27 protein-coding genes and 1 tRNA gene are annotated in these 23,371 nt (G+C 64.1%); 17 read left to right on the forward strand and 11 right to left on the reverse strand.

From position 1 onward, the window contains the following. Positions 1-37: 37 nt before the first annotated feature. From BMX67_RS05480 to BMX67_RS05495, 4 genes are all read right to left on the reverse strand, one after another. Positions 38-1,294 carry an aspartate kinase gene (locus BMX67_RS05480; protein ID WP_090733135.1) on the reverse strand — a complete coding sequence of 419 codons (1,257 nt, stop codon included), beginning with the start codon at positions 1,292-1,294 and terminating at the stop codon, positions 38-40. Positions 1,295-1,379: 85 nt separating this feature from the next. Next, the gene (locus BMX67_RS05485; RefSeq protein ID WP_090733137.1) at positions 1,380-1,781 is read right to left on the reverse strand and encodes a DUF1178 family protein; all 402 of its coding nucleotides are present in this window, start codon (positions 1,779-1,781) and stop codon (positions 1,380-1,382) included. 36 nt (positions 1,782-1,817) lie between these two features. After that, positions 1,818-3,011, reverse strand: a complete 1,194-nt coding sequence (locus tag BMX67_RS05490; protein WP_090733138.1) for a 3-deoxy-D-manno-octulosonic acid transferase — start codon at positions 3,009-3,011, stop codon at positions 1,818-1,820. A gap of 20 nt (positions 3,012-3,031) precedes the next feature. Beyond that, positions 3,032-3,105: transfer RNA gene (locus BMX67_RS05495), tRNA-Cys, on the reverse strand. A gap of 127 nt (positions 3,106-3,232) precedes the next feature. Here BMX67_RS05495 and BMX67_RS05500 point away from each other — a divergent pair. From BMX67_RS05500 to BMX67_RS05510, 3 genes are read left to right on the forward strand one after another with little or no spacing between them, the layout of a single operon-like run. Then, positions 3,233-3,886, forward strand: coding sequence for a protein-L-isoaspartate O-methyltransferase family protein (locus BMX67_RS05500; RefSeq protein ID WP_090733140.1), 654 nt, complete (start codon positions 3,233-3,235; stop codon positions 3,884-3,886). Then, a complete protein-coding gene (locus BMX67_RS05505) occupies positions 3,883-5,280 on the forward strand; it encodes a TolC family outer membrane protein (protein WP_425438965.1) in 1,398 nt (465 codons plus the stop codon). Before BMX67_RS05500 ends, BMX67_RS05505 begins: the two co-directional genes overlap by 4 nt. A 29-nt stretch (positions 5,281-5,309) precedes the next feature. After that, positions 5,310-6,182, forward strand: a complete 873-nt coding sequence (locus tag BMX67_RS05510) for a hypothetical protein (RefSeq protein ID WP_139206455.1) — start codon at positions 5,310-5,312, stop codon at positions 6,180-6,182. Positions 6,183-6,227: 45 nt separating this feature from the next. On the opposite strand, the gene BMX67_RS05515 is transcribed toward BMX67_RS05510, so the two are convergent. The 3 genes from BMX67_RS05515 to surE are packed head-to-tail and all read right to left on the reverse strand — an operon-like array spanning position 6,228 to position 8,911. Next, on the reverse strand, positions 6,228-7,379 hold the full coding sequence (locus BMX67_RS05515; RefSeq protein WP_090733143.1) for a peptidoglycan DD-metalloendopeptidase family protein: 1,152 nt from the start codon (positions 7,377-7,379) through the stop codon (positions 6,228-6,230). A gap of 36 nt (positions 7,380-7,415) precedes the next feature. Further along, positions 7,416-8,075, reverse strand: a complete 660-nt coding sequence (locus tag BMX67_RS05520; RefSeq protein ID WP_090733145.1) for a protein-L-isoaspartate(D-aspartate) O-methyltransferase — start codon at positions 8,073-8,075, stop codon at positions 7,416-7,418. Then, on the reverse strand, positions 8,072-8,911 hold the full coding sequence (gene surE / locus BMX67_RS05525) for a 5'/3'-nucleotidase SurE (RefSeq protein WP_090733520.1): 840 nt from the start codon (positions 8,909-8,911) through the stop codon (positions 8,072-8,074). The genes BMX67_RS05520 and surE overlap by 4 nt, the downstream gene beginning before the upstream one ends. Positions 8,912-9,054: 143 nt before the next feature. On the opposite strand from surE, the gene BMX67_RS05530 reads away from it, so the two are divergent. Further along, positions 9,055-9,969, forward strand: coding sequence for a sulfite exporter TauE/SafE family protein (locus tag BMX67_RS05530; RefSeq protein WP_090733147.1), 915 nt, complete (start codon positions 9,055-9,057; stop codon positions 9,967-9,969). Further along, positions 9,969-10,850, forward strand: coding sequence for a TIGR02186 family protein (locus BMX67_RS05535; protein ID WP_090733148.1), 882 nt, complete (start codon positions 9,969-9,971; stop codon positions 10,848-10,850). Before BMX67_RS05530 ends, BMX67_RS05535 begins: the two co-directional genes overlap by 1 nt. Positions 10,851-10,960: 110 nt before the next feature. Here BMX67_RS05535 and BMX67_RS05540 read toward each other — a convergent pair whose 3' ends face one another. Beyond that, a complete protein-coding gene (locus BMX67_RS05540; protein WP_090733150.1) occupies positions 10,961-11,917 on the reverse strand; it encodes an L-malyl-CoA/beta-methylmalyl-CoA lyase in 957 nt (318 codons plus the stop codon). A 175-nt stretch (positions 11,918-12,092) separates the two neighbouring features. Here BMX67_RS05540 and BMX67_RS05545 point away from each other — a divergent pair, with 175 nt between their 5' ends. Continuing rightward, the gene (locus BMX67_RS05545; protein ID WP_090733522.1) at positions 12,093-12,953 is read left to right on the forward strand and encodes a D-amino-acid transaminase; all 861 of its coding nucleotides are present in this window, start codon (positions 12,093-12,095) and stop codon (positions 12,951-12,953) included. Between the two features lie 90 nt (positions 12,954-13,043). On the opposite strand, the gene BMX67_RS05550 is transcribed toward BMX67_RS05545, so the two are convergent. Continuing rightward, entirely contained in the window at positions 13,044-13,784 is a 741-nt protein-coding gene (locus BMX67_RS05550; protein ID WP_090733524.1) for an N-formylglutamate amidohydrolase, read from the reverse strand. A 115-nt stretch (positions 13,785-13,899) separates the two neighbouring features. Here BMX67_RS05550 and pyk point away from each other — a divergent pair, with 115 nt between their 5' ends. The 4 genes from pyk (at position 13,900) to rplT (ending at position 16,291) form a co-directional block, all read left to right on the forward strand. After that, entirely contained in the window at positions 13,900-15,345 is a 1,446-nt protein-coding gene (gene pyk, locus BMX67_RS05555; RefSeq protein ID WP_090733152.1) for a pyruvate kinase, read from the forward strand. Between the two features lie 34 nt (positions 15,346-15,379). After that, entirely contained in the window at positions 15,380-15,607 is a 228-nt protein-coding gene (locus BMX67_RS05560) for a hypothetical protein (protein ID WP_090733154.1), read from the forward strand. 108 nt (positions 15,608-15,715) lie between these two features. Further along, positions 15,716-15,916, forward strand: coding sequence for a 50S ribosomal protein L35 (gene rpmI / locus BMX67_RS05565; RefSeq protein WP_090733156.1), 201 nt, complete (start codon positions 15,716-15,718; stop codon positions 15,914-15,916). 15 nt (positions 15,917-15,931) lie between these two features. Next, positions 15,932-16,291, forward strand: coding sequence for a 50S ribosomal protein L20 (gene rplT / locus BMX67_RS05570; protein WP_090733157.1), 360 nt, complete (start codon positions 15,932-15,934; stop codon positions 16,289-16,291). A 64-nt stretch (positions 16,292-16,355) separates the two neighbouring features. On the opposite strand, the gene BMX67_RS05575 is transcribed toward rplT, so the two are convergent. After that, positions 16,356-16,880, reverse strand: a complete 525-nt coding sequence (locus tag BMX67_RS05575) for a hypothetical protein (RefSeq protein WP_090733159.1) — start codon at positions 16,878-16,880, stop codon at positions 16,356-16,358. Positions 16,881-16,988: 108 nt separating this feature from the next. On the opposite strand from BMX67_RS05575, the gene BMX67_RS05580 reads away from it, so the two are divergent. From BMX67_RS05580 to BMX67_RS05610, 7 genes are all read left to right on the forward strand, one after another. After that, complete coding sequence (locus BMX67_RS05580; RefSeq protein ID WP_245739221.1) at positions 16,989-18,371, forward strand: cytochrome P450; 1,383 nt, start codon at positions 16,989-16,991, stop codon at positions 18,369-18,371. Positions 18,372-18,449: 78 nt separating this feature from the next. Then, complete coding sequence (locus BMX67_RS05585; protein WP_090733160.1) at positions 18,450-19,856, forward strand: alanine/glycine:cation symporter family protein; 1,407 nt, start codon at positions 18,450-18,452, stop codon at positions 19,854-19,856. 139 nt (positions 19,857-19,995) lie between these two features. Next, a complete protein-coding gene (gene pheS / locus BMX67_RS05590; protein WP_090733527.1) occupies positions 19,996-21,075 on the forward strand; it encodes a phenylalanine--tRNA ligase subunit alpha in 1,080 nt (359 codons plus the stop codon). Next, positions 21,072-21,362, forward strand: coding sequence for a YrhK family protein (locus BMX67_RS05595; protein WP_090733162.1), 291 nt, complete (start codon positions 21,072-21,074; stop codon positions 21,360-21,362). The genes pheS and BMX67_RS05595 overlap by 4 nt, the downstream gene beginning before the upstream one ends. Positions 21,363-21,552: 190 nt before the next feature. Continuing rightward, on the forward strand, positions 21,553-21,936 hold the full coding sequence (locus BMX67_RS05600) for an NADH:ubiquinone oxidoreductase subunit NDUFA12 (RefSeq protein ID WP_090733164.1): 384 nt from the start codon (positions 21,553-21,555) through the stop codon (positions 21,934-21,936). Further along, positions 21,937-22,416, forward strand: coding sequence for an outer membrane lipid asymmetry maintenance protein MlaD (mlaD, locus tag BMX67_RS05605; RefSeq protein WP_090733165.1), 480 nt, complete (start codon positions 21,937-21,939; stop codon positions 22,414-22,416). It begins immediately after the preceding gene. Continuing rightward, the gene (locus BMX67_RS05610) at positions 22,413-22,772 is read left to right on the forward strand and encodes a DUF2155 domain-containing protein (protein WP_090733166.1); all 360 of its coding nucleotides are present in this window, start codon (positions 22,413-22,415) and stop codon (positions 22,770-22,772) included. The genes mlaD and BMX67_RS05610 overlap by 4 nt, the downstream gene beginning before the upstream one ends. Here the strand turns inward: BMX67_RS05610 and aat are convergent. Beyond that, a complete protein-coding gene (aat, locus tag BMX67_RS05615; RefSeq protein ID WP_090733168.1) occupies positions 22,739-23,368 on the reverse strand; it encodes a leucyl/phenylalanyl-tRNA--protein transferase in 630 nt (209 codons plus the stop codon). The two genes, BMX67_RS05610 and aat, sit on opposite strands and share 34 nt — an antisense overlap. Positions 23,369-23,371: the final 3 nt, after the last annotated feature.

The raw sequence follows: 23,371 nt of genomic DNA on the forward strand, positions 1-23,371 counted from the left end.
CAGCGCGCCCTGCCGAATCTGTGCCCGGCTGTTGGGTTCAGGCCGCTTCGAGGCCAAAGGCATCATGCAGTGCCTGCACCGCCAGTTCCATGTATTTTCTGTCGATCAGCACCGAAATCTTGATTTCGCTTGTCGCGATGACCTTGATGTTGATGTTTTCATCGGCAAGCGCCTTGAACATGCGCGCGGCGACGCCGGTATGGCTGCGCATGCCGATGCCGACGACGCTGACCTTGGCGACCTCGGTGTCGACGACCAGCTCGTCATAGGCGATCGTGCCCTCGGCCTTGGCCCGTTCCATGGCTTTCTTCGCGCGCTCGACCTGATTGACCGGCACCGAGAAGGTCATGTCCGTCACCGACCCCGGATGGTCGTCATAGTCCTTTTCCGAGATGTTCTGAACGATCATGTCGACGTTCACGCCGGCATCGGCCAGAGGCGCGAAGATCGCGGCCGAGATGCCCGGACGGTCCTCGACGGTGACCAGGGTGATCTTGGCCTCTTCGCGCGAATAGGCGACCCCGTTGACGACTTTCGATTCCATGATTTCATCCTCATCGCAGACCAGCGTGCCCGAATTTTCGTCCGTATCCTCGAACGAGGACAGCACGCGCAGACGCACATTGTAACGCATTGCCAGCTCGACCGAGCGCGTTTGCAGCACTTTCGCGCCAAGGCTGGCCAGTTCAAGCATTTCCTCGAAGGCGATCTTGTCCAGCTTGCGCGCCTTGGAGGTGATGCGCGGATCGGTCGTGTAGACGCCGTCCACATCTGTATAGATGTCGCAGCGTTCGGCGTCGAAGGCGGCGGCAAAGGCAACGGCGGTCGTGTCCGAACCGCCGCGACCCAGCGTCGTGATCCGGCCATCGGGGCCCAGCCCTTGAAAGCCCGCTACGACGGCGACCTTGAAGCCTTCTTCGAATTTCTGGTCCAGATTGGCCCGCGGAATATCCACGAAACGTGCCGCAGAGTGGACGGCCGTGGTGTTGATCGGCACCTGCCAGCCCTGCCAGCTGCGCGCCGGAACGCCCATTTCCTGCAAGGTCAGGGCCATCAGCCCGGCGGTCACATTCTCGCCCGAGCTGACGACGGCATCGTATTCGCGCGCATCGAACAGCGGCGAGGTCTGTTCGACCCAGCCCACCAGTTCGTTCGTCTTGCCGGACATTGCGCTGACGATGACGATGACGTCGTAGCCGCGATCAACCTCGCGCTGCACCTTTTGGGCGGCATTCTTGATCCGGTCCAGATCGGCCACGGATGTTCCGCCGAATTTCATCACCAGAAGCGGCATGTCGGGCCCCCAGACTCTACGCTATTCGTCGGCGCGGCTTTTAGGGACGGGGGGGCGAAACCGCAAGAGGTTACGCGCAGTTCGTCTAGTTCGACTTTTGGCGCGGGATGAAGGGCAGGGGGGCGATGGGCACGCCATCCTCAATCAGCTTGCGGGCGTCTTCCGGGCGGGCCTCGCCATGAATGGCCCGCGTGGGACGGTCGCCATCATGCATGGCGCGAGCTTCTTCGGCAAAGGACAGGCCCACATAGTCCGAATTCTTTTCGACATGCTGGCGCAGCTTTTCCAGTGCGGAATTCTGCGGTTCGGACAGCCGCGCCTTTTCCGAAGGCACCGCAGGGGCCATCAGCGCGCGGTCCACCCGGGTCGATCCGCATTCGGCGCAGGCTATCTGATTCGCATCGCGCATCGCCTCGAATCCGGTCGAATTGCGAAACCAGCTTTCGAAATCATGGCCTTTGTCACAGCGCAAAGCATAACGGATCATGCGGACACCTTTTCAGATCATGCCATAGATATCGGGTCAGTCGCGCCTGCGTGCAAGATCGCCCAGCCTTGCGATCATCGTCTGAGGATCGCCGACGCGCGCCGTCAGCACGTCGCGCGCGGTCCGGCCCATCGCGGCAATCTGCGCCGGATCCTGCACCAGCGCGATCAGCTTCGCGCCAAGATCCGCCGAGGTGACCTTTCGTGCGGCCCCGGCACGGGTCAGCAGGTCAAATCCGGTCGCGTGATTGGCGATATGGGGACCATGCAGCAGCGCGCAGCGATAAGCCGCGGGTTCCCACGGCGTATGACCACCCTTGTCGATCAGCGACCCGCCGACCAGACAGATCCCGGCCTGGCCATACCACAGCGCCATTTCCCCAAGGGTATCTGCCAGCAGCACGGGCGCATCCTCGGCCCCCTGGGACCGGCGGGAAAACGCGATGCCGCGATCACGCATCATCTGGGCGATCGCATCGCCTCTTTGCGGGTGGCGCGGCGCAAGGATCAGCCGCAGATCCGGATGGATCTGGCGTGCCTTCAGCCAACCGTCCAGAACCGGCCCATCCTCGCCCTCATGCGTTGACGCCGCCAGCATGACCCGGTTTCGCGCCGGATCGGGCGCAGGCGGTTGGATCGAGGCCGGCGCCAGCAGTTTCAGATCCATGACCGGCAGGATCGCGTTTTCGCGCAGCCCAAGATCGCGCAGGCGCGATTCGCTTGCCGCATCCTGTGCGGACAGGGCATCGATTCGGCCCAGCATCGGCGAAATCACCCCGCGCAGCCGCGCCCATTTCCGGGACGAGCCTTCCGACATCCGCGCCCCGATCACGGCCTGCCGAATTCCGCGGCCCTCAAGCAGGCGCGATTTCAGCGGCCACAGCTCTTGTTCGATGGTCAGCGCCATCTGCGGCTGCACGGCATCCAGAAACCGGCCAAGCGCCCGCGGCAGGTCCAGCGGCGCAAGCCGCGCAGGCAGGCCCCAGCCGATCACCATGTCGCGCCCCGTGACGCTGTTGGCGGTGATCTGCAGGCTGAAATCGCGGGCCAATGCCTCGATGATCGGGCGGGCCGAAGTCAATTCACCGACCGATGCCCCGTGAATCCAGATGCTTGCGGGTTTTCGCGGAAGATCGCGAACCAGCCGTTCGCGCAGCGCTTCGGACCCGCCCAATCGCGCGCGCAATCTCAGGACGGTTTCGGCCAGTCCGGTGCTTGCGGCATAGATCATTGGAAACGCTCTGTCTGATATGGAGGTGGGTACCGGAATCGAACCGGTCTTCACGGATTTGCAATCCGGTGCGTAACCACTCCGCCAACCCACCGCCGTCGAGAGTGGGATCGACTTAAATGATCCCGTCGCGGCTTGCAAGACAGGAATGAGCGGCGTTGCTCACCCCCGTAAATCATGGCAATAAGAACAAAAATGCAGGTCGAGCAGAGGTTCCCGACATGACCGATTTCGCCGCGCGTCGCACCATGATGGTAGATACTCAGGTTCGTCCCAACGATGTCACGAAATTTCCGGTGATCGAGGCCATGCTGGCGATCCCGCGCGAAGAATTCGTGCCCGCGTCGCGCCGCGCGGTCGCGTATACGGGCGAAAACATCGATCTGGGCAATGGCCGCGTGATGCTTGAGGCGCGGACGATTTCAAAGATGATCGACGGTCTGAACATCCAGCCGACCGACTTGGTCCTGGATGTGGCCTGCGGTCTTGGTTACGGGGCCGCCGTCATCGCCCGGATGAGCGAGGCCGTCGTGGCCATCGAAGAAGATGCCGAGATGGCGGCCGAGGCCGAAAAGCGGCTGGCCGACAATGCCGTCTTCAACGTCGCGGTCCTTCAGGCCGAGCTTGCGCAGGGCTGCCCCAAACAGGGCCCCTATGACGCGATTCTGGTCGAGGGTGCCGTCGAAGAGGTGCCGCCGGCAATTCTGGAACAGTTGAAAGAGGGTGGCCGAATCGCCGCGCTCTTCATGGAAGGCAGCCTGGGTGTGGTCCGAATCGGCCATGTCGTGAATGGGCGCGTGAACTGGCGCTATGCCTTCAACGCACATGCACCCTTGCTGCAGGGCTTTGCGAAAGAACGGGGATTCAGCTTGTGAAACAGATCAAACCATTGCGCGGCCTGGTTGCTGCGGTCATGGTCAGCCTGAGCGCGGCAATCCCCGCCAAGGCTGAATCCCTGGCCGACACCATGGTCGCCGCCTATCGTCATTCCGCCCTGATCGAACAGAACCGCGCGGTTCTGCGCGCCGCCGACGAAGATGTCGCCGGTGCCGTCGCGACCCTGCGGCCGGTCCTGCAATGGGTCGCCAGCTATGCCGACAGCAAGTCCCGTGGCGAGACCCGCAGCCGCCGCTCGTCGATTTCGCTGAGCGCGCAATTCCTGCTGTATGACTGGGGGCGGACCCAGCTGGCGATCGACGCGGCCAAGGAACAGGTCTTGGCGACCCGTCAGGCGCTGGTCGGCGTGGAACAGCAGGTTCTGTATGATGCGGCCTCGGCCTATTTCCAGGTGCGCGAGGCGCAGGAACAGGTCGCGCTGCAACAGAATTCGGTCCGCCTGGTCGGGCAGGAACGTCAGGCGGCCAAGGATCGCTTCGACGTGGGCGAGATCACCGTGACCGATGTGGCGCTGGCGGATGCGCAGCTGGCTGCCAGCCGCGCCACCCTGGCATCGGCACAGGGGCAGCTGGAGGTCGCGCGCGAAAACTATCTGGCCGCGACCGGTCGCAAGCCTGCGAACCTGTCGTCGCCGCCGCCGCTGCCGAAACTGCCGGCGAATGTCGATGCCGCCCGCAGCGTCGGACAGCGCAATCATCCGTCGATCCTGCAGGCGCAGCGGGCCGCCGCCGCCGCCGAACTGGGCGTGGCCGCCGCCGCGGCCGAGCGTCGCCCCTCGTTGTCGGCGGATGCTTCGGTCGGTTATGGCCGCCAGCCGCGGTCGTCCCTGGGTGGGGAATATGACAACCGCGCCGAGGCTTCGGTCGGCGTGACCATGAACCAGACCATCTATTCGGGGGGGCGTCTGTCGTCCGCCCATCGCAAGGCCATGGCGAATCGCGACGAGGCGCGGTCCTCGCTGTTGAACACATCGCGCCTGGTCAGCCAGGAGGTGGGCACCGCTTGGGCGAATATTCAGGTCGCACGCGCGCAGATCGGGTCGATCAATGAACAGATCTCGGCTGCGCAGCAGGCTTATGACGGCGTCCGCGAAGAGGCGCAGCTGGGCGCCCGGACCACGCTGGACGTTCTGGATGCGGAACAATCGCTGCTGGAGGCGCGGGCCGACAAGATTACGGCCGAGTCCAATCTGCAATTAGCACATTATCAACTTTTGGCCGCTATGGGTTTGTTGACGGTAGAACACCTGAAACTGGGGATTCAGACCTATGACCCATCGCAATATTACAATGCCGTGCGCAACGCGCCCAGCACCAGCAAACAGGGCGAAAGCCTTGATCGCGTTCTGCGGGCGATCGGCAAAAGCAACTAAGCCTGCGGGTTCAGCCACGGAGATGCGCCATGGCTGAACCTACCCCGCGCAGTGCAGCGCGCCTTTCTGAAGATATTGGTGACGTGCTGACGGCGATCCGCCGTCTGATCGCCGAGGATGAGGCCCTTGTGGCGGCCCGCGAGCGGATGACCCAAGCGGCCGAGCCTCGGTTCATTCAGGAAGATGGCGGCGAATTTCTGGCCCGCCGCTATGGTGGCAATGCAAGCCTGGCCCGCAAGCTGGCCGGGGTCGTGACCGAGGACGAGGCCGACGAGGGCTGGCCACTTGGCGATCATGCCAATGCCCCGGATGCCGCGCGCCCGTCGGGACAGATCCTGCGACATGATTTCGCCGCCGAACCCACCGCTGAACCCATTACAGAACCCGCATCCGAGCAGGGCGAATTGCCGCCCCTGCGTCTGGAAGAAAACCTTCGCAGCTTTGTCGAACCGGCGGAAGAACCGCAACAGCCGGACCCGGGCCGTGATTTCGCCGCGATGGTCGATGAGCCGGAAGATGAGGCCAGCTTTGCCGAGGCTTTCGACTGGAAGGCCCGGATGCGACCAGACCCTGTGGTGGTCGAGCCCGTCGAAGAAGCCGAACTGCTGGCCAAGCCCGCGCGCATGACGCCCCCGCGCTCGGTCTGGGCGGTCGAGGATGCCGAACAGCCGGACGAGGCAGGGCAGGCCGCACCGATCGACCAGCCTGCAGCGGCTTCTGTAGCCCCGACCATTTCGGGTCTGTCGCCGGAAGAGGAAGAAAAATCGATCCGCGAGATCCTGCGCGAGATGGTGCAGGAAGAACTGCACGGCGAACTGGGCGAGCGTTTCTCGCGCAATCTGCGGGCCGTCATCCGGCGTGAAGTCGCGGCTGCGATCGAAGATCAGCTGGATCGCTTCTGATGCGGATGCTGCGTCGGGGTCGCCCCGGCGCAGCATCCGGGCCGATCAGCCCAGAAAATCCTCGGGATCGACGCTGTCATAGCCGCGGCGAACCTCGAAATGGACGAAGCCCGCATCCCCCGCCGTACCGATGGATTGGCCGCTGCTGACATTGTCACCCTTGGCAACCGACAGATCCTTCAGCCCGGTATAGACGGTCATCAGCCCGCCGTTATGGCGCAGGACGACGATGGGCACGCCATTCGTATCGCGCGTCACGGCGGCGACAGAGCCCGACCCTGCGGCTTTCACCGGCGTGCCGCTGGTGGCGGCGATGTCGATGCCGTCGTTCTTGCCCTTTTCATAGACGCGGATGATCGCGCCCGAGACGGGCATCGCAAAGCGCCCGCCCGAGGCTTCTGTGCGCGTCGCGCCCAGATCCGGGGCGTCGGTCTTGGGCGCGGGGGTCGCGGCGGCGACCGTATCCTCCTTGGGCAGCGGCGCTGCGGCAGAGGGCGGGCGCGGCGTCGGGCTGCCGCTGCCGGGAGCCGTCGTGACGTCGGTCGGATTCGGCGGCTTCTGTCCCGCGACCGGGATCAGCAGTCGCTGACCCACGCGCAGCGACATATTCGCGGGCAGTCCGTTCCACTTGGCCAGATCATCGACACTGACATCGTATTTGCGTGCGATGGACCAAGCGGTTTCGCCGCTGGCAACCTGATGCTGTTTCGGCTGCGGCGCGGCTTTCGGTGTGGGCTCCTGACTGGCGGGGGCGCTTTTGCCCGGCACCTCGGGCTGTTTGATGCCCTGACCGGCAAAGGGGTCGGTGACGCGGCCCGTGCTGCTGACCGTGGTGGTGGTCGCGGGGGTTCCGCCCTGCACCCGGCGCGGCAATACCAGCAGGCTGCCTTCCTGCAATTGGGCGCCCACGGGGATCGCGTTATGGCGGGCAAGTTCGTCGCCGCCCAGACCAAGCCGGGTCGCAATCGATGCCGGCGTTTCGCCTGCCCGCGCAATGACCACCTGGTAATCGGGATAGGAAATGATGCCGCGATTGTCGGGGGCGGGCCGTGGCTGCGCCTGTGCGGCGGCCTGTGCCGTATCCAATCCGCCCGGCGCCCAGCCGCGCAAATCGGGATCGAACCCGTTCGGACCGCATGACGCCAACAAAGCCAGCGCCGCTGCCGCGCTGGCCGAAAGCCTGAAATTCCTGCTCATATCCCGTTCCTCAACCTGCTACTGTCCGGTCGGGGGTCATGTCTGACCCAACCCCTCGACCAGCGGAACAAACCGCACCTGCCGCAATTCGTCATAGTCGAACCCGGTCTCGCTGCGCGTGACCCGGATCAGCGTCTGCACCGCGTCGGACTGACCGACCGGCACCACCATGATACCGCCGATCTTCAGTTGCGCCAACAGCGAGCCGGGCGGATCCTCGGCTGCGGCGGTCACAAGTATGCGGTCGAAGGGCGCCTGATCGGGCAGGCCGCGCGATCCATCTGCGATCTGTGCGGTGATGTTGGAAAAGCCCATCTCGGCAAAGATTGCCTCGGCCTCTTGGACCAGACGGCGATGACGGTCGACGGTATAGACCCGACGGCACAGCCCGGACAGCACCGCCGCCTGATAGCCCGAGCCCGTGCCCACCTCCAGCACGGTGTCGCGCGGACCCGGATTCAGCGCCTGCGTCATCAGGCCCACGACCGAGGGCTGGCTGATGGTCTGACCGCAGGGGATGGGCAGGGGCGTGTCCTCATAGGCCCGATCGGCGAACTGGCCGCGCACGAACAGGCCACGGTCGATCAGCTCCATCGAGTTCAGAACGCGCGGATCGGTGACCCCGCGCGAGCGAAGCTGGTACATGAAGCGCATCTTGCGCTCGGCCGGGCTGTCCTGTTCGTCCTCGGGGGTCATTTGCCGTCCCTGGCCTCCGTCTGTTCGCGGGCATGATCGCCAAGATCACGATCCAGCGTCTGCGACAGCCGATCAAGTGAGAAATGGCAGGTCAGGTCGGCGCGCATCGGCGTGACCGAAACATAGCCATCCATGTTGACCGCGACATCGCTGCCCGCGCGTGCCGGTGCCTGCTGCGAACCGCCGGCGACCCACATGAACCGGCGGCCATTCGGCGCCGTATAGGGCACGACCCCGAAACCGGCGCCGCGACGACGGCCTTGCGGGGCGACACGCAGGCCCGCGACATCGGCGGCCGAGGTCGGGGGGAAATTCACGTTGTAGAACAGGCGGAAATCCTCGCCCGAGGTCCAGTCGCCGTGATCCAGAATGCGGCGGATCACCGTGGCGCCGTGAGTGCGGGCGGCCTGAAACATGTCGTCCAGCTCCGCCGTTTTCGGGCCCATATATTGCGACAGGGCAACGGCGGGCAGGCCCTGCAACGCGGCCTCCATCGCACCGCCGACGGTGCCGGAATACATCACGTTCTCGCCCGAGTTGTTGCCGCGATTGACGCCCGACAACACCAGATCGGGCGGGCTGTCGGCCATGATGTCGCTGATCGCGGCCAATACGCAATCGGCGGGGCTGCCCTCGGCGGCATAGCGGCGCGGCCCCAGTTTCGCGACCATGGTGGGGTGCGAATAGCTGATGCAATGTGCCACGCCCGATTGTTCAAAGGCGGGCGCGACGGTCCAGACCTCGCCATCCGGGCCGGCAAGTTCGGCGGCGATCTGTTCCATGACCTCAAGCCCGGGGGCGTTGATGCCGTCGTCATTGGTGATCAGAATACGCATCATGCCGTTCCTTGACTGTTTTGCCCGTCAAATGCTTAGCCGTGCGGCAACATTGCTTCAACCCGTTGAGGCCATGGCCGAAAGCGGTTTGACGGTTTGACCCATGCCGTGCATTCTGGGGCCGCAATTTGCGATCGGACGACATGCAGATCTTTCTCCCCATCGCCGAAGTCTCTGTGAATGCCTTTACCCTGATCGGTCTGGGCGGAATCGTGGGGCTGATGAGCGGGCTTTTCGGTGTCGGGGGTGGTTTTCTGATCACGCCGCTTCTGTTCTTCATCGGCATTCCGCCCCCCATCGCCGTGGCGACCGGGGCCAATCAGGTCGTCGCCTCGTCCGTGTCGGGCGTTCTGGCCCATGTCAAACGCAAGACCGTCGATTTCCGCATGGGTGGCGTTCTGCTGGCCGGGGGGCTGGTGGGGTCCTGGCTGGGCGTGTTCGTCTTCACGATCCTGCAAAGTCTTGGTCAGGTCGATCTGGTCGTGCAGCTTTGCTATGTGGTGTTTCTGGGCCTGATCGGCGGGATGATGCTGCAGGAAAGCATCCGGGCGCTTAGGCGGTCGCGCAACCCTGTTCATCGCAAGCGTCTGCATCAGCACAACTGGGTGCATCGCTGGCCGCTGAAGATGAAATTCCGCGCCTCGGGTCTGTATATCAGTGCGATTCCGGTGCTGCTGGTTGGGGTTGCGGTCGGAATTCTGGCCGCGATCATGGGCGTGGGCGGCGGGTTCATCATGGTGCCCGCGATGATCTACCTGCTGGGGATGCCCACCAAGGTCGTGGTCGGCACCTCGCTGTTTCAGATCACCTTCGTGACCGCCTTTACCACGCTGATGCATGCCGTCAGCTATAACACGGTCGACATCATGCTGGCGGTGTTGCTGATCGTCGGCGGGGTTGTGGGGGCGCAGATCGGCACCACGCTGGGGGCGCGGCTGCGGGCCGAACAGTTGCGGATCCTGCTGGCGCTGCTGGTTCTGCTGGTCTGTGGCAAGCTGGCGCTGGACCTGTTCCTGCGTCCCGATGAGCTGTTCTCGATCACCACGGGGGTGCGGTGATGGGCCTGCGTCACGCCGCTGCCGCGTTGCTGTTCTGCCTGTGCGGGCCGGTGGTCGCGCAACAAACCGGCCCGTCGACCGTGCCCGTCGAGGATGCCGATGCGCAGTTCCCGATCTATTCCGATCCCGGTCGCCCGCGCGTCGTCGTGCCCGAAAATGCCGATGCCCCCGCTGAACAGGTGGTTGCGGGACTGTCGAACGACTCGGTCGCGATCACGGCCAGTTTCGACGGCTCCGAGATCCTGATCTATGGCGCGATCAAGCGCGAAACGCCGATCCCCGATGGACCGCCCTTGCAGATCATCGTCACCATCGAAGGTCCGTCACAGGCGCTGACGGTGTGGAAAAAGGAACGCAAGGCCGCGATCTGGATCAATTCCGAACATGTCGAGATCGGGGCCGCGCCGGGATTCTATGCGGTCGCGACCACCGGTCCGCTGGATCAGATCCTGCGACCGGGCTGGGACAGCCGTTACCGGATTTCGCTGCCACTGGCGCTGCGGGCCTTTGCGGGGCGGATCTCGGTCGGGGACACGGTGCCATTTACCGAGGCGCTGATTCGCCTGCGCGAGGAAAACGGGCTGTATCGTCTGGAAGAAGGCAGCGTGAAACTGGTCGATCAGACGCTGTTCAGGGCCGATATCAGCCTGCCCGCCAATCTGATCGAGGGTGAGTACAAGACCCGCATCTTCCTTCTGCGCGAGGGGCGGGTGATCGATGTCTATCGCGCCCCGATCGAGGTGATGAAGGTCGGGCTAGAGCGGTGGCTATACCGTCTGGCATTCGATAAGCCATTGATCTACGGGCTGATGTCGCTGGCCGTGGCTGTCGCTGCGGGTTGGGGCGCCTCTGCCGCGTTCCGCAGGCTGCGCCGCGCCTGATCCGGGCGGGCATGGCCCGAAAATGCAGCGGGCCCCGTGTTGCCACAGAGCCCGCGCCCTCCCGTTCGCGGTTGTGACCCCTCCACTGATCACGACCGCTGGGTATCTTTTCAGCCTGCGATCAGTTCTGCCTGACGAACGATCACTTCTGCTTGTTTGATGGAAGCTATATCCACAAGGCGGCCTTTGTAAACTGTCGCGCCTGCGCCCGATTTCGTCGCCTCTTCCATTGCGGCCAGAATTTCGCGCGCTTCGGTGACGGCATCGGCCGAGGGAGAGAACACCTCGTTCGCTAGTGCGATCTGGCTGGGGTGAATTGCCCATTTGCCGACCATGCCAAGGGTTGCGGATCGGCGTGCCTGCGCGACGAAGCCGTCCTTGTCGCTGAAATCGCCAAAGGGGCCATCCACGGGCAGCAGCCCATGTGTGCGGCAGGCCGCCACGATCGCGGTTTGCGCCCAATGCCAGGGATCGGGCCAGTATTTCTGGCCGTCGCGGACCATGTAGTAGTTTTCCTGCGTCCCGCCGATCCCGGTTGTCGCCATGCCCATCGAGGCGGCGAAATCGGCCGCGCCAAGGCTGATCGCCTGCATCCGGGGCGATGCGGCGGCGATTTCCTCGACATGGCAGATGCCCGCCGCGCTTTCGATGATGACCTCGAAGGCGATGGGCTTCTTGCGGCCTTTGGCGCGTTCGATGGCGGTGACCAGCGCATCCACGGCATAGATGTCACCGGCATTGCCAACCTTCGGGATCATGATCTGATCCAGCCGGTCGCCCGCCTGTTCCAGAAGATCGACGACGTCGCGATACCAGAAGGGCGTGTCCAGGCCATTGATCCGCACCGACAGCGTCTTGTTGCCCCAGTCGATATCGCTGATGGCCTCGATCGTCTGTTTCAGCGCGGTCGGCTTGTCATCGGGCGCGACGGAATCTTCCAGATCGATATTGATGACATCGGCATCCGACTTGGCCATCTTTTCGAACAGCGCGCTGCGCGATCCCGGGCCGAACAGTTGACAGCGGTTCAGGCGGGCAGGGGGTTGTGGTTGAAGGCGAAAGCTCATTGCTGATCCTTGGCTGTTAACGAAAGGATATTGCGCAACCGATAGCGCGGCGCGGCCCTGCTTTCAACCCTTATGCTGCACCGCCGCATCGCGGGCCCCTGCGTCATCTTTCTTGACGACGCGTCCGTTTGGGCGCAGGACCGCGCCAAAGCGCCACGAAGGAAGGATGGATCGCATGTCGCGGACGGTATTTGTAAACGGTGATTACCTGCCCGAGGAACAGGCCACGGTTTCAATTTTTGACCGGGGCTTTCTGATGGCCGATGCGGTCTATGAGGTGGTCAGCGTCCTGAATGGAAAACTGCTGGATTTCTCAGGGCATATGGCGCGGCTGTCGCGGTCGCTGGATGCGCTTGAGATGCGCAATCCGATGGATGCCGAGGCCTATCTTGAGGCGCATCACGAGTTGATCCGGCTGAACGAGATCGAAGATGGCCTGATCTATCTGCAGGTCAGCCGGGGCAATCCGGGCGACCGCGATTTCGCCTATCCGGCCGCCGATGTGCAGCCAACCGTGGTCATGTTCACGCAGGCCAAGCCCGGGCTTGCCGATGCGCCCGCAGCAAAGACCGGCTGGAAGATTGTCAGCATCGACGATCTGCGCTGGGGCCGCCGCGACATCAAGACCGTGCAGTTGCTGTATCCGTCGATGGCCAAGATGGCGGCAAAGGCGCAGGGCGTCGATGATGCTTGGCTGGTCGAGGACGGGATGGTGACCGAAGGCACCTCGAATAACGCATATATCGTGAAGGACGGCGTGATCGTGACACGGGCGCTGAGCACCGACATCCTGCACGGCATCACCCGCGCCGCGGTGCTGCGTTTTGCCGCAGAGGCACAGATGAAGGTCGAAGAGCGCAGCTTTTCCATTGCCGAGGCGCAGGCGGCGGATGAGGCCTTCGTCACCTCGGCCTCGGCCTTCGTGATGCCCGTGGTCGAGATCGACGGCCAGGCCGTGGGCGGGGGGCGGGTCGGCCCGGTCGCCCAACGTTTGCGCGAGATCTATATCGAGGAAAGCCGCAAGGCCGCGGTCTGATCCCGCGATCGGGCATTGCGTCCCGCGACGGCCGGGGGGCTGGCTGCCCCCCGGACCCCCCGCGGCGTCGCGCATGCCCCGACGTCCGTCTCAGGCGCCGCTGTCCGACAGCACCTGTTCGATCACGGGCGCGAGGCGCGCGGCCCACTCGGCCTGACCCTCGGGCGTTTGGATCAGATCGTTGCGAAGTTCGATCAGAACATTCGGGCGACCCTGTGCCAACGCGTGCCGATCCACCGAATCGCCCTCCAGATGGCCGGTATAGGGCTGGTTCTCGCCGGTCACCCAGCCCTGATCGCGACAGGCCTGCACCAGTGCCGGACCCAGCCGCGTGTCGCGATGGGAGTAAAGGATCCCGACCTGCCACGGGCGCGGCGGGCGGCCCCGCAACTGCGGTGTAAAGCTGTGGATGGCGCAGATCGCACGGGCCGGATGCCGTCCTGCAAGATCTTCCAATGCGCGATGATAGGGGCGGTGCAGGCGGTCCAGCCTGCGTTCACGCTCGGCTAGGTCGGCATGTTTGTTGGCGGGAATGACGGTGCCGTCGTAAAGCCGCATCAGCAGGGTCGGGTCATCCTCGCCCCTGTTCGGGTCGATCACCAGCCGCGAGAAATCCGAAAACACCGCAGGGGCGTCCAGGATGTCGGCCAGCCGCCCGGCCAGACCCGCCGCGCCGATGTCATAGGCGATGTGGCGCGCCATATCCGCCGCGGCAATGCCCAGATCGCCGCCATTGATCCAGTCCGGCACGCGATTCGTCGCATGATCGCAGGTGATCAGCCAGCGCGAGGGCCGATCTTCGCCCACCGTTCGGAAGGCGCGCTCAGTCATGGTTTCGTCATCCTTCATAATGCAGTCTGCATAGGGCAGTTGCCTTCTTTGCGCCAGTTGCCGTGCCGGAACATCTGCATTATTGATAGCGCTAAATCAGGATGAGGGGCCGAATATGAGACGACATCGCAACGTAAAGATCGTGGCTACGCTTGGACCGGCCTCCAGCACCAAGGAGATGATCCGCCAGCTGTTTGACGCGGGCGCCGACGTGTTCCGCCTGAACATGAGCCATGGCAGCCATGACGATCACCGCGCCCGCCACGCCATCATCCGCGAGATCGAGGCCGAAACCGGCCGTCCGATCGCGATTCTGGCCGACCTGCAAGGGCCGAAGCTGCGCGTGGGGCCATTTGCCGATGGCGCGCATGATCTGACGGCGGGCGACAAGTTCCGCTTTGATCTGGACGATGCAAAGGGCGACGCCAATCGCGTGCAATTGCCGCATCCCGAAATTTTCGCCGCGTTGGAAGCCGGTAGCGAATTGCTGGTGAATGACGGCAAGATCCGCCTGACCGTCGATAGCTGTGGCAAGGATTTCGCCGATTGCACCGTGACCGTCGGCGGCACGATTTCCGACCGCAAGGGCGTGAACGTGCCTGACGTGGTTCTGCCGCTGGCCGCGCTGTCGGACAAGGATCGCGGCGATCTGGAATTCGCCTGCGAGATGGGCGTGGACTGGCTGGCGCTGTCCTTTGTGCAGCGGGCCGCCGATGTCGAAGAGGCCAAGGCGCTGGCCAAGGGTCGGGCGGCCGTGCTGTCCAAGATCGAGAAACCCGCCGCCGTTCGGGCCTTTGACGAGATCCTTCACGCCTCGGACGGGATCATGGTCGCGCGGGGCGATCTGGGTGTTGAACTGCCGGTTCATTCGGTGCCCCCGATCCAGAAACGTCTGGTACGTCAATGCCGCGCCGCCGCCAAACCGGTGATCGTCGCGACGCAGATGCTGGAATCGATGATCGAAAGCCCGATGCCGACCCGCGCCGAGGTCAGCGACGTCGCCAACGCCATCTATGAAGGCGCCGATGCCGTCATGCTGTCGGCCGAAAGCGCCGCAGGCGATTATCCCGTCGAGGCGGTGACGACGATGGACAGCGTCGCCCGCTCGGTCGAGGCGGATGCGAATTATCGCGCCATCATCGAAGCCTCGCGCAAGGCCAAGCTGCACAGCGTCGCCGACGCCATCGTGACCGCCGCCCGCGAGATCGCGGAAACCACGGACATCGCCGCGATCTGCGCCTTTACGCAATCGGGAACGACGGCCAGCCTGGTCGCGCGCGAACGTCCGCGCGTGCCGATCCTGGCGCTGTCGTCCGAGGTCGGGGTGGCGCGTCGTCTGTCGCTGACCTGGGGGACGCATTGCATCATCAGCCCGCGCCTGACCCGCTTCAAGGAGGCGGTGGTCAATGGCACCCGCGCGGCACGCGATTTCGGTTTTGCCGATGAGACGCGGCAGGTCGTGGTTATGGCTGGTGTGCCCTTCAACGTGCCGGGTACGACGAACATCCTGCGCATCGCCCCCTGTGACGAGCGCTTGATTTACGCCTCCGATCCGGAATAAACCCGATTAATCAAAACGAAGACGGGTGCTTTCCATGTCCGATTATCTGTTGCTGGCCGGTGTGGCGCTGTGCCTGATCTCAGTTGTGGCTGCGGTGGTGCAGCTGCTTCAGACGCAGGCGCCGCGCGGTGCCGTGATCACGCTGATCCTGGGCATCGTGCTGATCTTTGCCGGCGCGTTCACCAGCCCCGAGCCGTTTCAGCCGCAGACGATCCTGGGCGCGTGGGACCGGGTGTCCGGCGCGGCACAGCCGCAGCAATAAGCTATTGCCAAATTCGCGGCGCGCCCTTATACGGCGCGCTTCTAACCGTGCGTCCGGCCCCTGAAGGCATTGCCGAGGCGCGCGTTCACTCTGACCAAGGAGACGAAAATGCCGAAGATGAAGACCAAAGCGGCCGCCAAGAAGCGGTTCTCGTTCACGGCTTCGGGCAAGGTCAAATCCGCCCAGGCCGGCAAGCGCCACGGCATGATCAAGCGCACCACGAAGTTCATTCGTGACGCGCGTGGCACCACCGTCCTGTGTGACGCGGATGCCAAGATCGTCAAGAAATACATGCCCTACAACCGCTGATCCGAGGACTGACACATGGCACGAGTTAAATCCGGCAAGGTTACCCACGCCCGCCACAAGAAGGTCCTTGATAAAGCCAAGGGCTATTACGGCGCGCGTTCGCGGAACTTCCGCACCGCCACCCAGGCCGTCGACAAGGCGAACCAGTACGCCACCCGCGACCGCAAGAACCGCAAGCGTAATTTCCGCGCCCTGTGGATCCAGCGGATCAACGCAGGTGTCCGCGCCATCGACGCCGAGATGACCTATTCGCGTTTCATCAACCTGCTGTCGAAAGCCGGCATCGAGGTGGACCGCAAGGTTCTGGCCGACCTGGCCGTGAACGAGCCCGAAGCATTCGGCGCGATCGTCGAAAAAGCCAAGGCCGCTGCCTGATTTCAGGCTGATCTGGTTTCGGAAAAAGCCCGCGATTGTCGCGGGCTTTTTTCATGTCCGGAGATCACTGTTTCGGGGCGCGCTGTATCAGGGGCCGCAGGCTGGCCAGAAACGCCATGACCGATTGTTTCGTCGCATCGGTGACCGTGCGTTCCAGCCACTTTGCGGTCAGACCGTCACCGGGCGTCAGCAGCCCGATCAGGCGCGTGGCCGTGGCGGACTGATCGGGCGATAGCGGCAGTTTCCGCGCCTCTTGCAGCAGTTGCAGCCAGTCATGCAGGCGGCGGGTCTGTCGCAGCGCGGCCGACATCGGCGCGATCAGCGCCGGATCGTCGCGCCAGCTTGCGCCCGCGAACATCTGTTGCGTGACGCGCTGACCTGCGCCGGCGCAGCTATAGCTGATGCAGCCGGCAAAGCCACGTTCAAGGCGCTGGTCGTGAATGATGCAGCCGCCACAGGATCGCAGGTTCGGGCAGGGGGCGCCCGCCGGCTTGTCGAGGCCAAAAGCCTCGCCCTTGTCGAAGGCATAGGCAACGCAGCAAAGATCTGCGCAGCGCGAACAATCATCGGCGAAAAAATCTGAACCCATCCCGCCGATCGGTGACGGCTTGGCGCGGGCTTGTCAATTTCCGCGATGCCTGGCCGATCTGACAAAGCCGCGATTGTGCGGCGCTGGGAAGGGCGGTATCGTTTCCGCATGACAGGGCAGGGCGCAACAGCGACGCAGCCGATGACAGCCCCGCGCGAGGATATTCCGGCGCGCGTGCCTTTGGCGACGCAACCGGTGGGTGTCCTGCAAACGGTGATGCAGGCACGGCGCAATGTCTTGCAGATCATCCCCGAACTGGCGCTGCGCCAGCCCATCGTGTCGGGAAAGACCGGGATTCGCTGGCATATGGTGATGGATCCGGCCTCGCTGCGGCATGTGCTGAAGGACCGGGTCGAGGATTATCCGAAATCCGTCGCGACCAAGCTGATCCTGAACCCGGCTGTCGGCGACAGTCTGTTCGTGGCCGAGGGCGCGCATTGGCGCTGGCAACGGCGGGCGTTGGCCCCGGCCTTTGCGCATCGCAATGTCGTCGGTCTGGGGCCGGTGATGACCGCGGCCGCCGAGGCCAGCGCGACCCGGCTGGCGCACAGCACTGGGCCGGTCGATGTGTTCGACGAAACCGTCGCGGCGACTTTCGACGTGATCTCGGATGTGACGCTGTCAGGGGATCAGGGCTTTGACCGCCGCGTCGTGCACCACGCGATCGAGGGGTATATCGCCCAGACGGCCAAGGTCTCGTTGCTGGATGTGCTGGGCGTGCCCGGTTGGGTGCCGCGTCCGGGCCGCATGTTCGCAGGGGGCGAGTTGAAGCGGATGAAGGCGCTGGCCGACCGCGCGATTGCCGGTCGCGCATCGCGTGGCCCGCGCGAGGTGCCGGACCTTCTGGATCTGCTGCTGGATGCGCAGGATCCCGAAACCGATCGCCGCATGACGCGGGATGAGCTGCGTGACAATCTGCTGACCTTCATTGTCGCCGGACACGAAACCACCGCGCTGACGCTGGCATGGTCGCTGTATCTGCTGGCCTTCGATCCGGCGGTGCAGGACCGCGCCGCAGCCGAGGCCGCGGATGTCCTGCAGGGTCGCGCCGCGACCGCGCAGGATTTCGGACAGCTGCCCCTGATCGGGCGCGTCGTGAACGAGGCGCTGCGCCTGTATCCACCCGCGGCCTTCCTGTCGCGCACCGCGCAGGCACCCGATACCCTGTGCGGGCGCGAGGTGCGCCCCGGCGACACGGTCATGCTGCCGATCTACGCGCTGCACCGGCATCACCTGCTGTGGGATCGCCCCGATCATTTCGATCCGGACCGCTTTCTGGAAACGCCCGACCGCTATGCCTTTCTGCCCTTTGGCGCCGGGCCGCGGATCTGCATCGGCGCAAGCTTTGCCCTGCAAGAGGCGGTAATCATCCTGGCAACCTTGCTGTCGCGGCTGCGTTTCGACCTTGTACCGGGGCGGCACCCGACGCCGCGGATGATTCTGACATTGCGTCCCCATGGTGGTGTCTGGTTGCGGGTCACGGCACGCTAGGGGCTGCGTTGCAGCGGTGGCGCGTGGGTTTCCCATGCGTTAAGGCAAGCGAAACGATCCAGAACGAGGGCCAGTCTGATGAATGCCATCATAGACTTTCTGAACACGATTTTCTGGGGGTATATCCTGATCTACGGTCTGCTGGCCGTCGGGATCTACTTCACCATCCGCCTTGGCTTTATCCAGTTTCGCAACTTTGGCGAGCTTTGGCGCTGTGTCTCGGCGTCGGGCGAGACCGACCGCGACGGGATCTCGCCGTTTCAGGCACTGACCGTCAGCCTTGCCAGCCGCGTCGGCACCGGCAACATCGCCGGGGTCGCGGTCGCGCTGACCTATGGCGGGCCGGGGGCGATCTTCTGGATGTGGATGGTCGCGCTGGTCGGTATGGCCACGGCCTATGCCGAATCGACGCTGGCGCAGCTGTACAAGGTGCATGGTCCCGGCGGCATGTATCGCGGCGGCCCTGCCTATTACATCTCGCAGGGGTTGCGTCAGCCCTGGCTGGCGGCGCTGTTCTCGATCGCGCTGATCCTGTCTTTCGGTCTGATCTTCAACGCCGTTCAGGCAAACTCGATCGCCGAAGCGGTCGAGCGGTCCTTCGGCGTGAACAAGGCGCTGGTCGGCGTCGCACTGGCCGCGCTGACCGCGATCATCATCTTTGGCGGCATTCCGCAGATCGCGCGCGTGGCCGAAAAGGTGGTCCCGGCCATGGCGGGCCTGTACCTGCTGGCGGCGATCATCGTGCTGGTGATGAATGCGGGCGCCGTGCCGGGCATCCTGGTCGGCATCGTGAAATCGGCCTTCGGTCTGCAAGAGGCTGTCGGCGGCGTGACCGGCGGCGTCATTGCGGCCGCGATGAACGGCATCAAGCGGGGCCTGTTCTCGAACGAGGCCGGGATGGGGTCCGCCCCCAATATCGCGGCGGTTGCCGTGCCCGCCCCGCATCATCCCAGTTCGCAGGGCTTCGTGCAGGCGCTTGGCGTGTTCATCGACACGCTGCTGATCTGCACCGCGACCGCGGTGATGATCCTGCTGGCCGATGTCATGCCCTCGGAACAGCTGACCGGCGTGAACCTGACGCAGGCCGCGCTGACCGATCATTTCGGCGGCATGGGCGGCATCTTCGTGGCAGTGGCGATCTTCTTCTTCGCCTTCACCTCGATCATCGGCAACTATTCCTATGCCGAAAACGCGGTGATCTATCTGGGTGGCGGCAAGACCGGGGTTCTGGTCATGCGGATCGCCGTTCTGGGCATGGTCGTCTGGGGCGCGATGCAGGCGGTCTCGACCGTGTTCAATTTTGCCGATGCCAGCATGGGCCTGATGGCGACGATCAACCTTGTGGCCATCGTGCTGCTGTCGGGGACGATCGCCTATGTGACGCGCGACTACCTGAAACAGCGTCGCGCCGGGCAAGAGCCGCGCTTCCACATCACCGACCACCCGGAAATCGCGCCGGGCGTCAATCGCGAGATCTGGAAGTGATCTGACATATCCCGGAAAGGCCCCGCACGGGGCCTTTCCCTTGCCGCGATGTGCCTTTGGCGCAGCTTTGTCGGGGCGCAGCCTTTCCCCGACCGCTGACAAGTGCTAACCGATGCGCGACCAGCACCCCGAGGCTTACATGGACGATCTGACCCCCCTTCGCCAGCAATGGCTTGACCGCATCAAGGATGCCGCCGACCCCTCTGCGATCGAGGATGTGCGCCTTGCCGCCCTTGGCAAGAAAGGCGAAATCAGTCTGAAGATGCGCGAACTGGGCAAGATGACGCCCGAGGAACGCCAGACCACCGGCCGCGCCCTGAACGAGCTGCGCGACGAAATCGACACCGCCCTGCGCGCCCGCAAGGCCAGCCTGGAAGATGCCGCACTTGAGGCGCGACTGGCCGGTGAATGGCTGGATGTGACGCTGCCGGGGCGGCCGCGCCGTCAGGGCACGATCCACCCGATCAGCCAGGTGACCGAAGAGATCAGCGCGATCTTTGCCGATATGGGTTTCGCCGTGGCCGAAGGCCCGCAGGTCGAAACCGACTGGTATAATTTCGACGCGCTGAACATTGCCCCCGAACATCCTGCGCGTCAGGAACATGACACCTTCTTCATGCATCGCGCGCCCGGCGACGACCGCCCGCCGCATGTGCTGCGCACGCATACCAGCCCGGTCCAGATCCGCGCCATGCAGGATCAGGGCGCACCGATCCGCGTGATCGCGCCGGGCCGTGTCTACCGGATGGACATGGACCAGACCCACACCCCGATGTTCCACCAGATCGAAGGTCTGGCCATCGACCGCGTCATTTCGATGGCGCAGCTGAAATGGGTGCTGGAACAGTTCTTTTCGGCCTATTTCGGCAAGCCGGTGAAAACCCGCTTCCGGGCCAGCCATTTCCCCTTCACCGAACCCTCGGCCGAGGTCGATATCCAGTGCAGCTGGGAAGGCGGCACGCTGAAGGTGGGCGAGGGCGACGGCTGGCTGGAGGTGCTGGGCTCGGGCATGGTCCATCCGCATGTCCTGCGCTCGGGCGGGATCGACCCGAACGAATGGCAGGGCTTTGCCTTCGGCATGGGGATCGACCGGATGGCGATGCTGAAATACGGCATCCCCGACCTGCGCGCCTTTTTCGAAAGCGATCTGCGCTGGCTGAAGCATTTCGGCTTCATGCCGGGCGATGTGCCCTCGGTCGCGGGTGGCCTGAACAGATGAGCTTCTGGCGCGGGATCTTCCATCACGACCGCCGCGAGGCGACACCGGAATCCCGTCGCCTTTATGCCCGGTTCGAACTGGCCCACACCGCTGTCGATTTCTCTGCGGCGGTGTGTTTCATCATCGGCTCGGTGATGTTCTTTTCCGAGGCTTGGACCTATACGGCGACCTGGTATTTCACCGTCGGATCGGTGTTCTTCGCGATGAAGCCGACGCTGAAACTGTGGCGCGAGGTCAGATTGTACCGCATGGGGCAGACCGACGAATTGGCCAGGCGGGTCGAATAGACCCGGTCAGGGCGCGGTGACCTGCGGGGATGGATTGCCTTGGGTCTGTCCGTATTTGACCGCCGCATTCCGCCGTCGCGGCGCCTTTGCCCGGCGTGCCGAACCGCCCAGCAGGCAATGTGCAAAGGCTGGACCTTGGCCCGCAATTGCGCCATACCTCATCCAGACCGAGAGAGTGAGGTTTGCGCCGATGTCTTTGAAATCCACACTGCTTCGCGCCCTGACCTGGTGGAACAGCCAGACGCTGAACACCCAGTTCTGGACATGGCGCAATGGCGTCAAGGTGGGTGAGGACGCCGATGGCAATGTCTTTTACCAGAACAAGGACGGCAAGCGTCGCTGGGTGATCTACAAGGGCGAGGCCGAGGCAAGCCGCGTCAGCCCGGAATGGCACGGCTGGCTGCATCACACCTGGGCGGAACCCCCGACCAAGGCGCCATTGCCGCATAAACCCTGGGAAGAGCCGCATCTTGCCAATATGACCGGCACCTCGGGGGCCTATCACCCCGCAGGGTCGCTGTATCGCGCCGAGCCCGAGCCGCGCCGCGATTATGATGCGTGGCAACCCGAATAAATGTCCCTGACCTCTGAAATCCGTGGCGAACAGCGGGCCGAGCTGATCGCCGGTTTTGTCGTCTTGGCGGTTGCGCTGGGGTTTCTGGGCTGGGCCCTGGGCAAGGATCTTCTGCCGGGACGGGGCTATGAGGTGACAGCCTCGTTTCCCGATGTCGATGGGGTCGAGATCGGGACCGAGGTTCGACTGGCGGGCGTGAAGGTGGGCCGCGTCACCGAAATCGCGCTGAACCCGCAAACCTATATGGCCGATGCCCGCATCCGCATTCCCGATGAGGTCGTGCTGCCCGCCGACAGCGCCGCGATCATCCAGTCGGACGGTCTGCTGGGCGGTGCCTATATTCAGTTGCAGCCCGGCGGCAGTCTGGACAATCTTGCGCCCGGCGATGAGATCGAAGATGTGCAGGGCGCTGTCAGCCTGTTGCAGTTGATGATGAAATTCGTCGACAGCCAATCTTCCGACGAGGATACGCAGCCATGATCCGTGCCGCCCTGACTGTCCTGACCCTGCTATGCGCGACATCGGTGGCTGCTCAGGAACAGGTGGCCCGGTCGGGTGGTGCGCTGTTGCGCGGTCTGGACAAGGTATCGGGCCGGACCACGGATATGGAGATCGCCGTTGGCGAGGCGCTGCGCTATGGCCGGCTGGAGGTGCGTCTGGGCGAATGTCGCTATCCGGCCGCCGATCCCAGTTCCGATGCCTATGCACAGCTGACGATCCGCGACCTGTCGCAGAACCTGACCCTGTTCAGCGGCTGGATGGTGGCCAGCTCGCCCGCGCTGTCGGCGCTGGACGATGCGCGCTATGATGTCTGGGTGATTTCCTGCAAAAGCTGATCCGCGCCGGGGATCGCCTGTGCGGTCAGGTCGCAATCACGCTTGATCGCCTGTGCCAGCTGCCTCCGGTATTGATCGCGGGGAATTTCGCGCCCGCCCATGCGTGACAGATGCGGGGTCAGGAATTGCGTGTCGAACAGCTTGAACCCGCAATGGCGCAATTGCTGCGAGGTCCACAACAGGGCCATTTTCGACCCGTTCGTTCGTGCCGAGACCATTGATTCGCCGAAAAAAGCGCCCCCGATCGTGACGCCGAAGATCCCGCCGGCGAACTGTCCGTCATAGCGGATCTCGATTGAATGGGCGTGGCCGGAGGCATGAAGGTCGCGGTAAAGCTGACGCAGCGGTGCGTTGATCCATGTCGTCGCCCGCGCGGCGCAGGCGGCCACGACGGCATCGAAATTGTCGTTCAGATGCGCGCTCCAGCCGCCGCGGCGCAACTCGCGTCGCAGCGACCGCGAGGCATGGACGCCCCCGACCGGCAGCACGCCGCGCAGCGGCGGATCGAACCAGTAAAGGTTCGGATCCTCGGCGCTTTCGGCCATCGGAAAGACGCCCTGCGCATAGCCGGACAGCAGTTGCGCGGGCGTCAGCATCCC

Origin of the sequence: Paracoccus homiensis (genome assembly GCF_900111675.1) — a bacterium.
Taxonomy (GTDB): domain Bacteria; phylum Pseudomonadota; class Alphaproteobacteria; order Rhodobacterales; family Rhodobacteraceae; genus Paracoccus; species Paracoccus homiensis.

Excerpts from the sequence above, each read along its gene's own strand:
- BMX67_RS05550 (WP_090733524.1), bottom strand. The coding sequence starts at position 13,784 with ATGACTGAGCGCGCCTTCCGAACGGTGGGCGAAGATCGGCCCTCGCGC.
- BMX67_RS05560 (WP_090733154.1), top strand. The coding sequence starts at position 15,380 with ATGTCCGATTATCTGTTGCTGGCCGGTGTGGCGCTGTGCCTGATCTCA.
- BMX67_RS05600 (WP_090733164.1), top strand. The coding sequence starts at position 21,553 with ATGTCTTTGAAATCCACACTGCTTCGCGCCCTGACCTGGTGGAACAGC.
- BMX67_RS05480 (WP_090733135.1), bottom strand. The coding sequence starts at position 1,294 with ATGCCGCTTCTGGTGATGAAATTCGGCGGAACATCCGTGGCCGATCTG.
- rpmI (WP_090733156.1), top strand. The coding sequence starts at position 15,716 with ATGCCGAAGATGAAGACCAAAGCGGCCGCCAAGAAGCGGTTCTCGTTC.
- BMX67_RS05485 (WP_090733137.1), bottom strand. The coding sequence starts at position 1,781 with ATGATCCGTTATGCTTTGCGCTGTGACAAAGGCCATGATTTCGAAAGC.
- BMX67_RS05490 (WP_090733138.1), bottom strand. The coding sequence starts at position 3,011 with ATGATCTATGCCGCAAGCACCGGACTGGCCGAAACCGTCCTGAGATTG.
- pyk (WP_090733152.1), top strand. The coding sequence starts at position 13,900 with ATGAGACGACATCGCAACGTAAAGATCGTGGCTACGCTTGGACCGGCC.
- mlaD (WP_090733165.1), top strand. The coding sequence starts at position 21,937 with ATGTCCCTGACCTCTGAAATCCGTGGCGAACAGCGGGCCGAGCTGATC.
- BMX67_RS05575 (WP_090733159.1), bottom strand. The coding sequence starts at position 16,880 with ATGGGTTCAGATTTTTTCGCCGATGATTGTTCGCGCTGCGCAGATCTT.
- BMX67_RS05520 (WP_090733145.1), bottom strand. The coding sequence starts at position 8,075 with ATGACCCCCGAGGACGAACAGGACAGCCCGGCCGAGCGCAAGATGCGC.
- BMX67_RS05500 (WP_090733140.1), top strand. The coding sequence starts at position 3,233 with ATGACCGATTTCGCCGCGCGTCGCACCATGATGGTAGATACTCAGGTT.
- BMX67_RS05610 (WP_090733166.1), top strand. The coding sequence starts at position 22,413 with ATGATCCGTGCCGCCCTGACTGTCCTGACCCTGCTATGCGCGACATCG.
- aat (WP_090733168.1), bottom strand. The coding sequence starts at position 23,368 with ATGCTGACGCCCGCGCAACTGCTGTCCGGCTATGCGCAGGGCGTCTTT.
- BMX67_RS05595 (WP_090733162.1), top strand. The coding sequence starts at position 21,072 with ATGAGCTTCTGGCGCGGGATCTTCCATCACGACCGCCGCGAGGCGACA.
- BMX67_RS05540 (WP_090733150.1), bottom strand. The coding sequence starts at position 11,917 with ATGAGCTTTCGCCTTCAACCACAACCCCCTGCCCGCCTGAACCGCTGT.
- pheS (WP_090733527.1), top strand. The coding sequence starts at position 19,996 with ATGGACGATCTGACCCCCCTTCGCCAGCAATGGCTTGACCGCATCAAG.
- rplT (WP_090733157.1), top strand. The coding sequence starts at position 15,932 with ATGGCACGAGTTAAATCCGGCAAGGTTACCCACGCCCGCCACAAGAAG.
- BMX67_RS05585 (WP_090733160.1), top strand. The coding sequence starts at position 18,450 with ATGAATGCCATCATAGACTTTCTGAACACGATTTTCTGGGGGTATATC.
- BMX67_RS05510 (WP_139206455.1), top strand. The coding sequence starts at position 5,310 with ATGGCTGAACCTACCCCGCGCAGTGCAGCGCGCCTTTCTGAAGATATT.
- surE (WP_090733520.1), bottom strand. The coding sequence starts at position 8,911 with ATGCGTATTCTGATCACCAATGACGACGGCATCAACGCCCCCGGGCTT.
- BMX67_RS05535 (WP_090733148.1), top strand. The coding sequence starts at position 9,969 with ATGGGCCTGCGTCACGCCGCTGCCGCGTTGCTGTTCTGCCTGTGCGGG.
- BMX67_RS05580 (WP_245739221.1), top strand. The coding sequence starts at position 16,989 with ATGACAGGGCAGGGCGCAACAGCGACGCAGCCGATGACAGCCCCGCGC.
- BMX67_RS05530 (WP_090733147.1), top strand. The coding sequence starts at position 9,055 with ATGCAGATCTTTCTCCCCATCGCCGAAGTCTCTGTGAATGCCTTTACC.
- BMX67_RS05515 (WP_090733143.1), bottom strand. The coding sequence starts at position 7,379 with ATGAGCAGGAATTTCAGGCTTTCGGCCAGCGCGGCAGCGGCGCTGGCT.
- BMX67_RS05545 (WP_090733522.1), top strand. The coding sequence starts at position 12,093 with ATGTCGCGGACGGTATTTGTAAACGGTGATTACCTGCCCGAGGAACAG.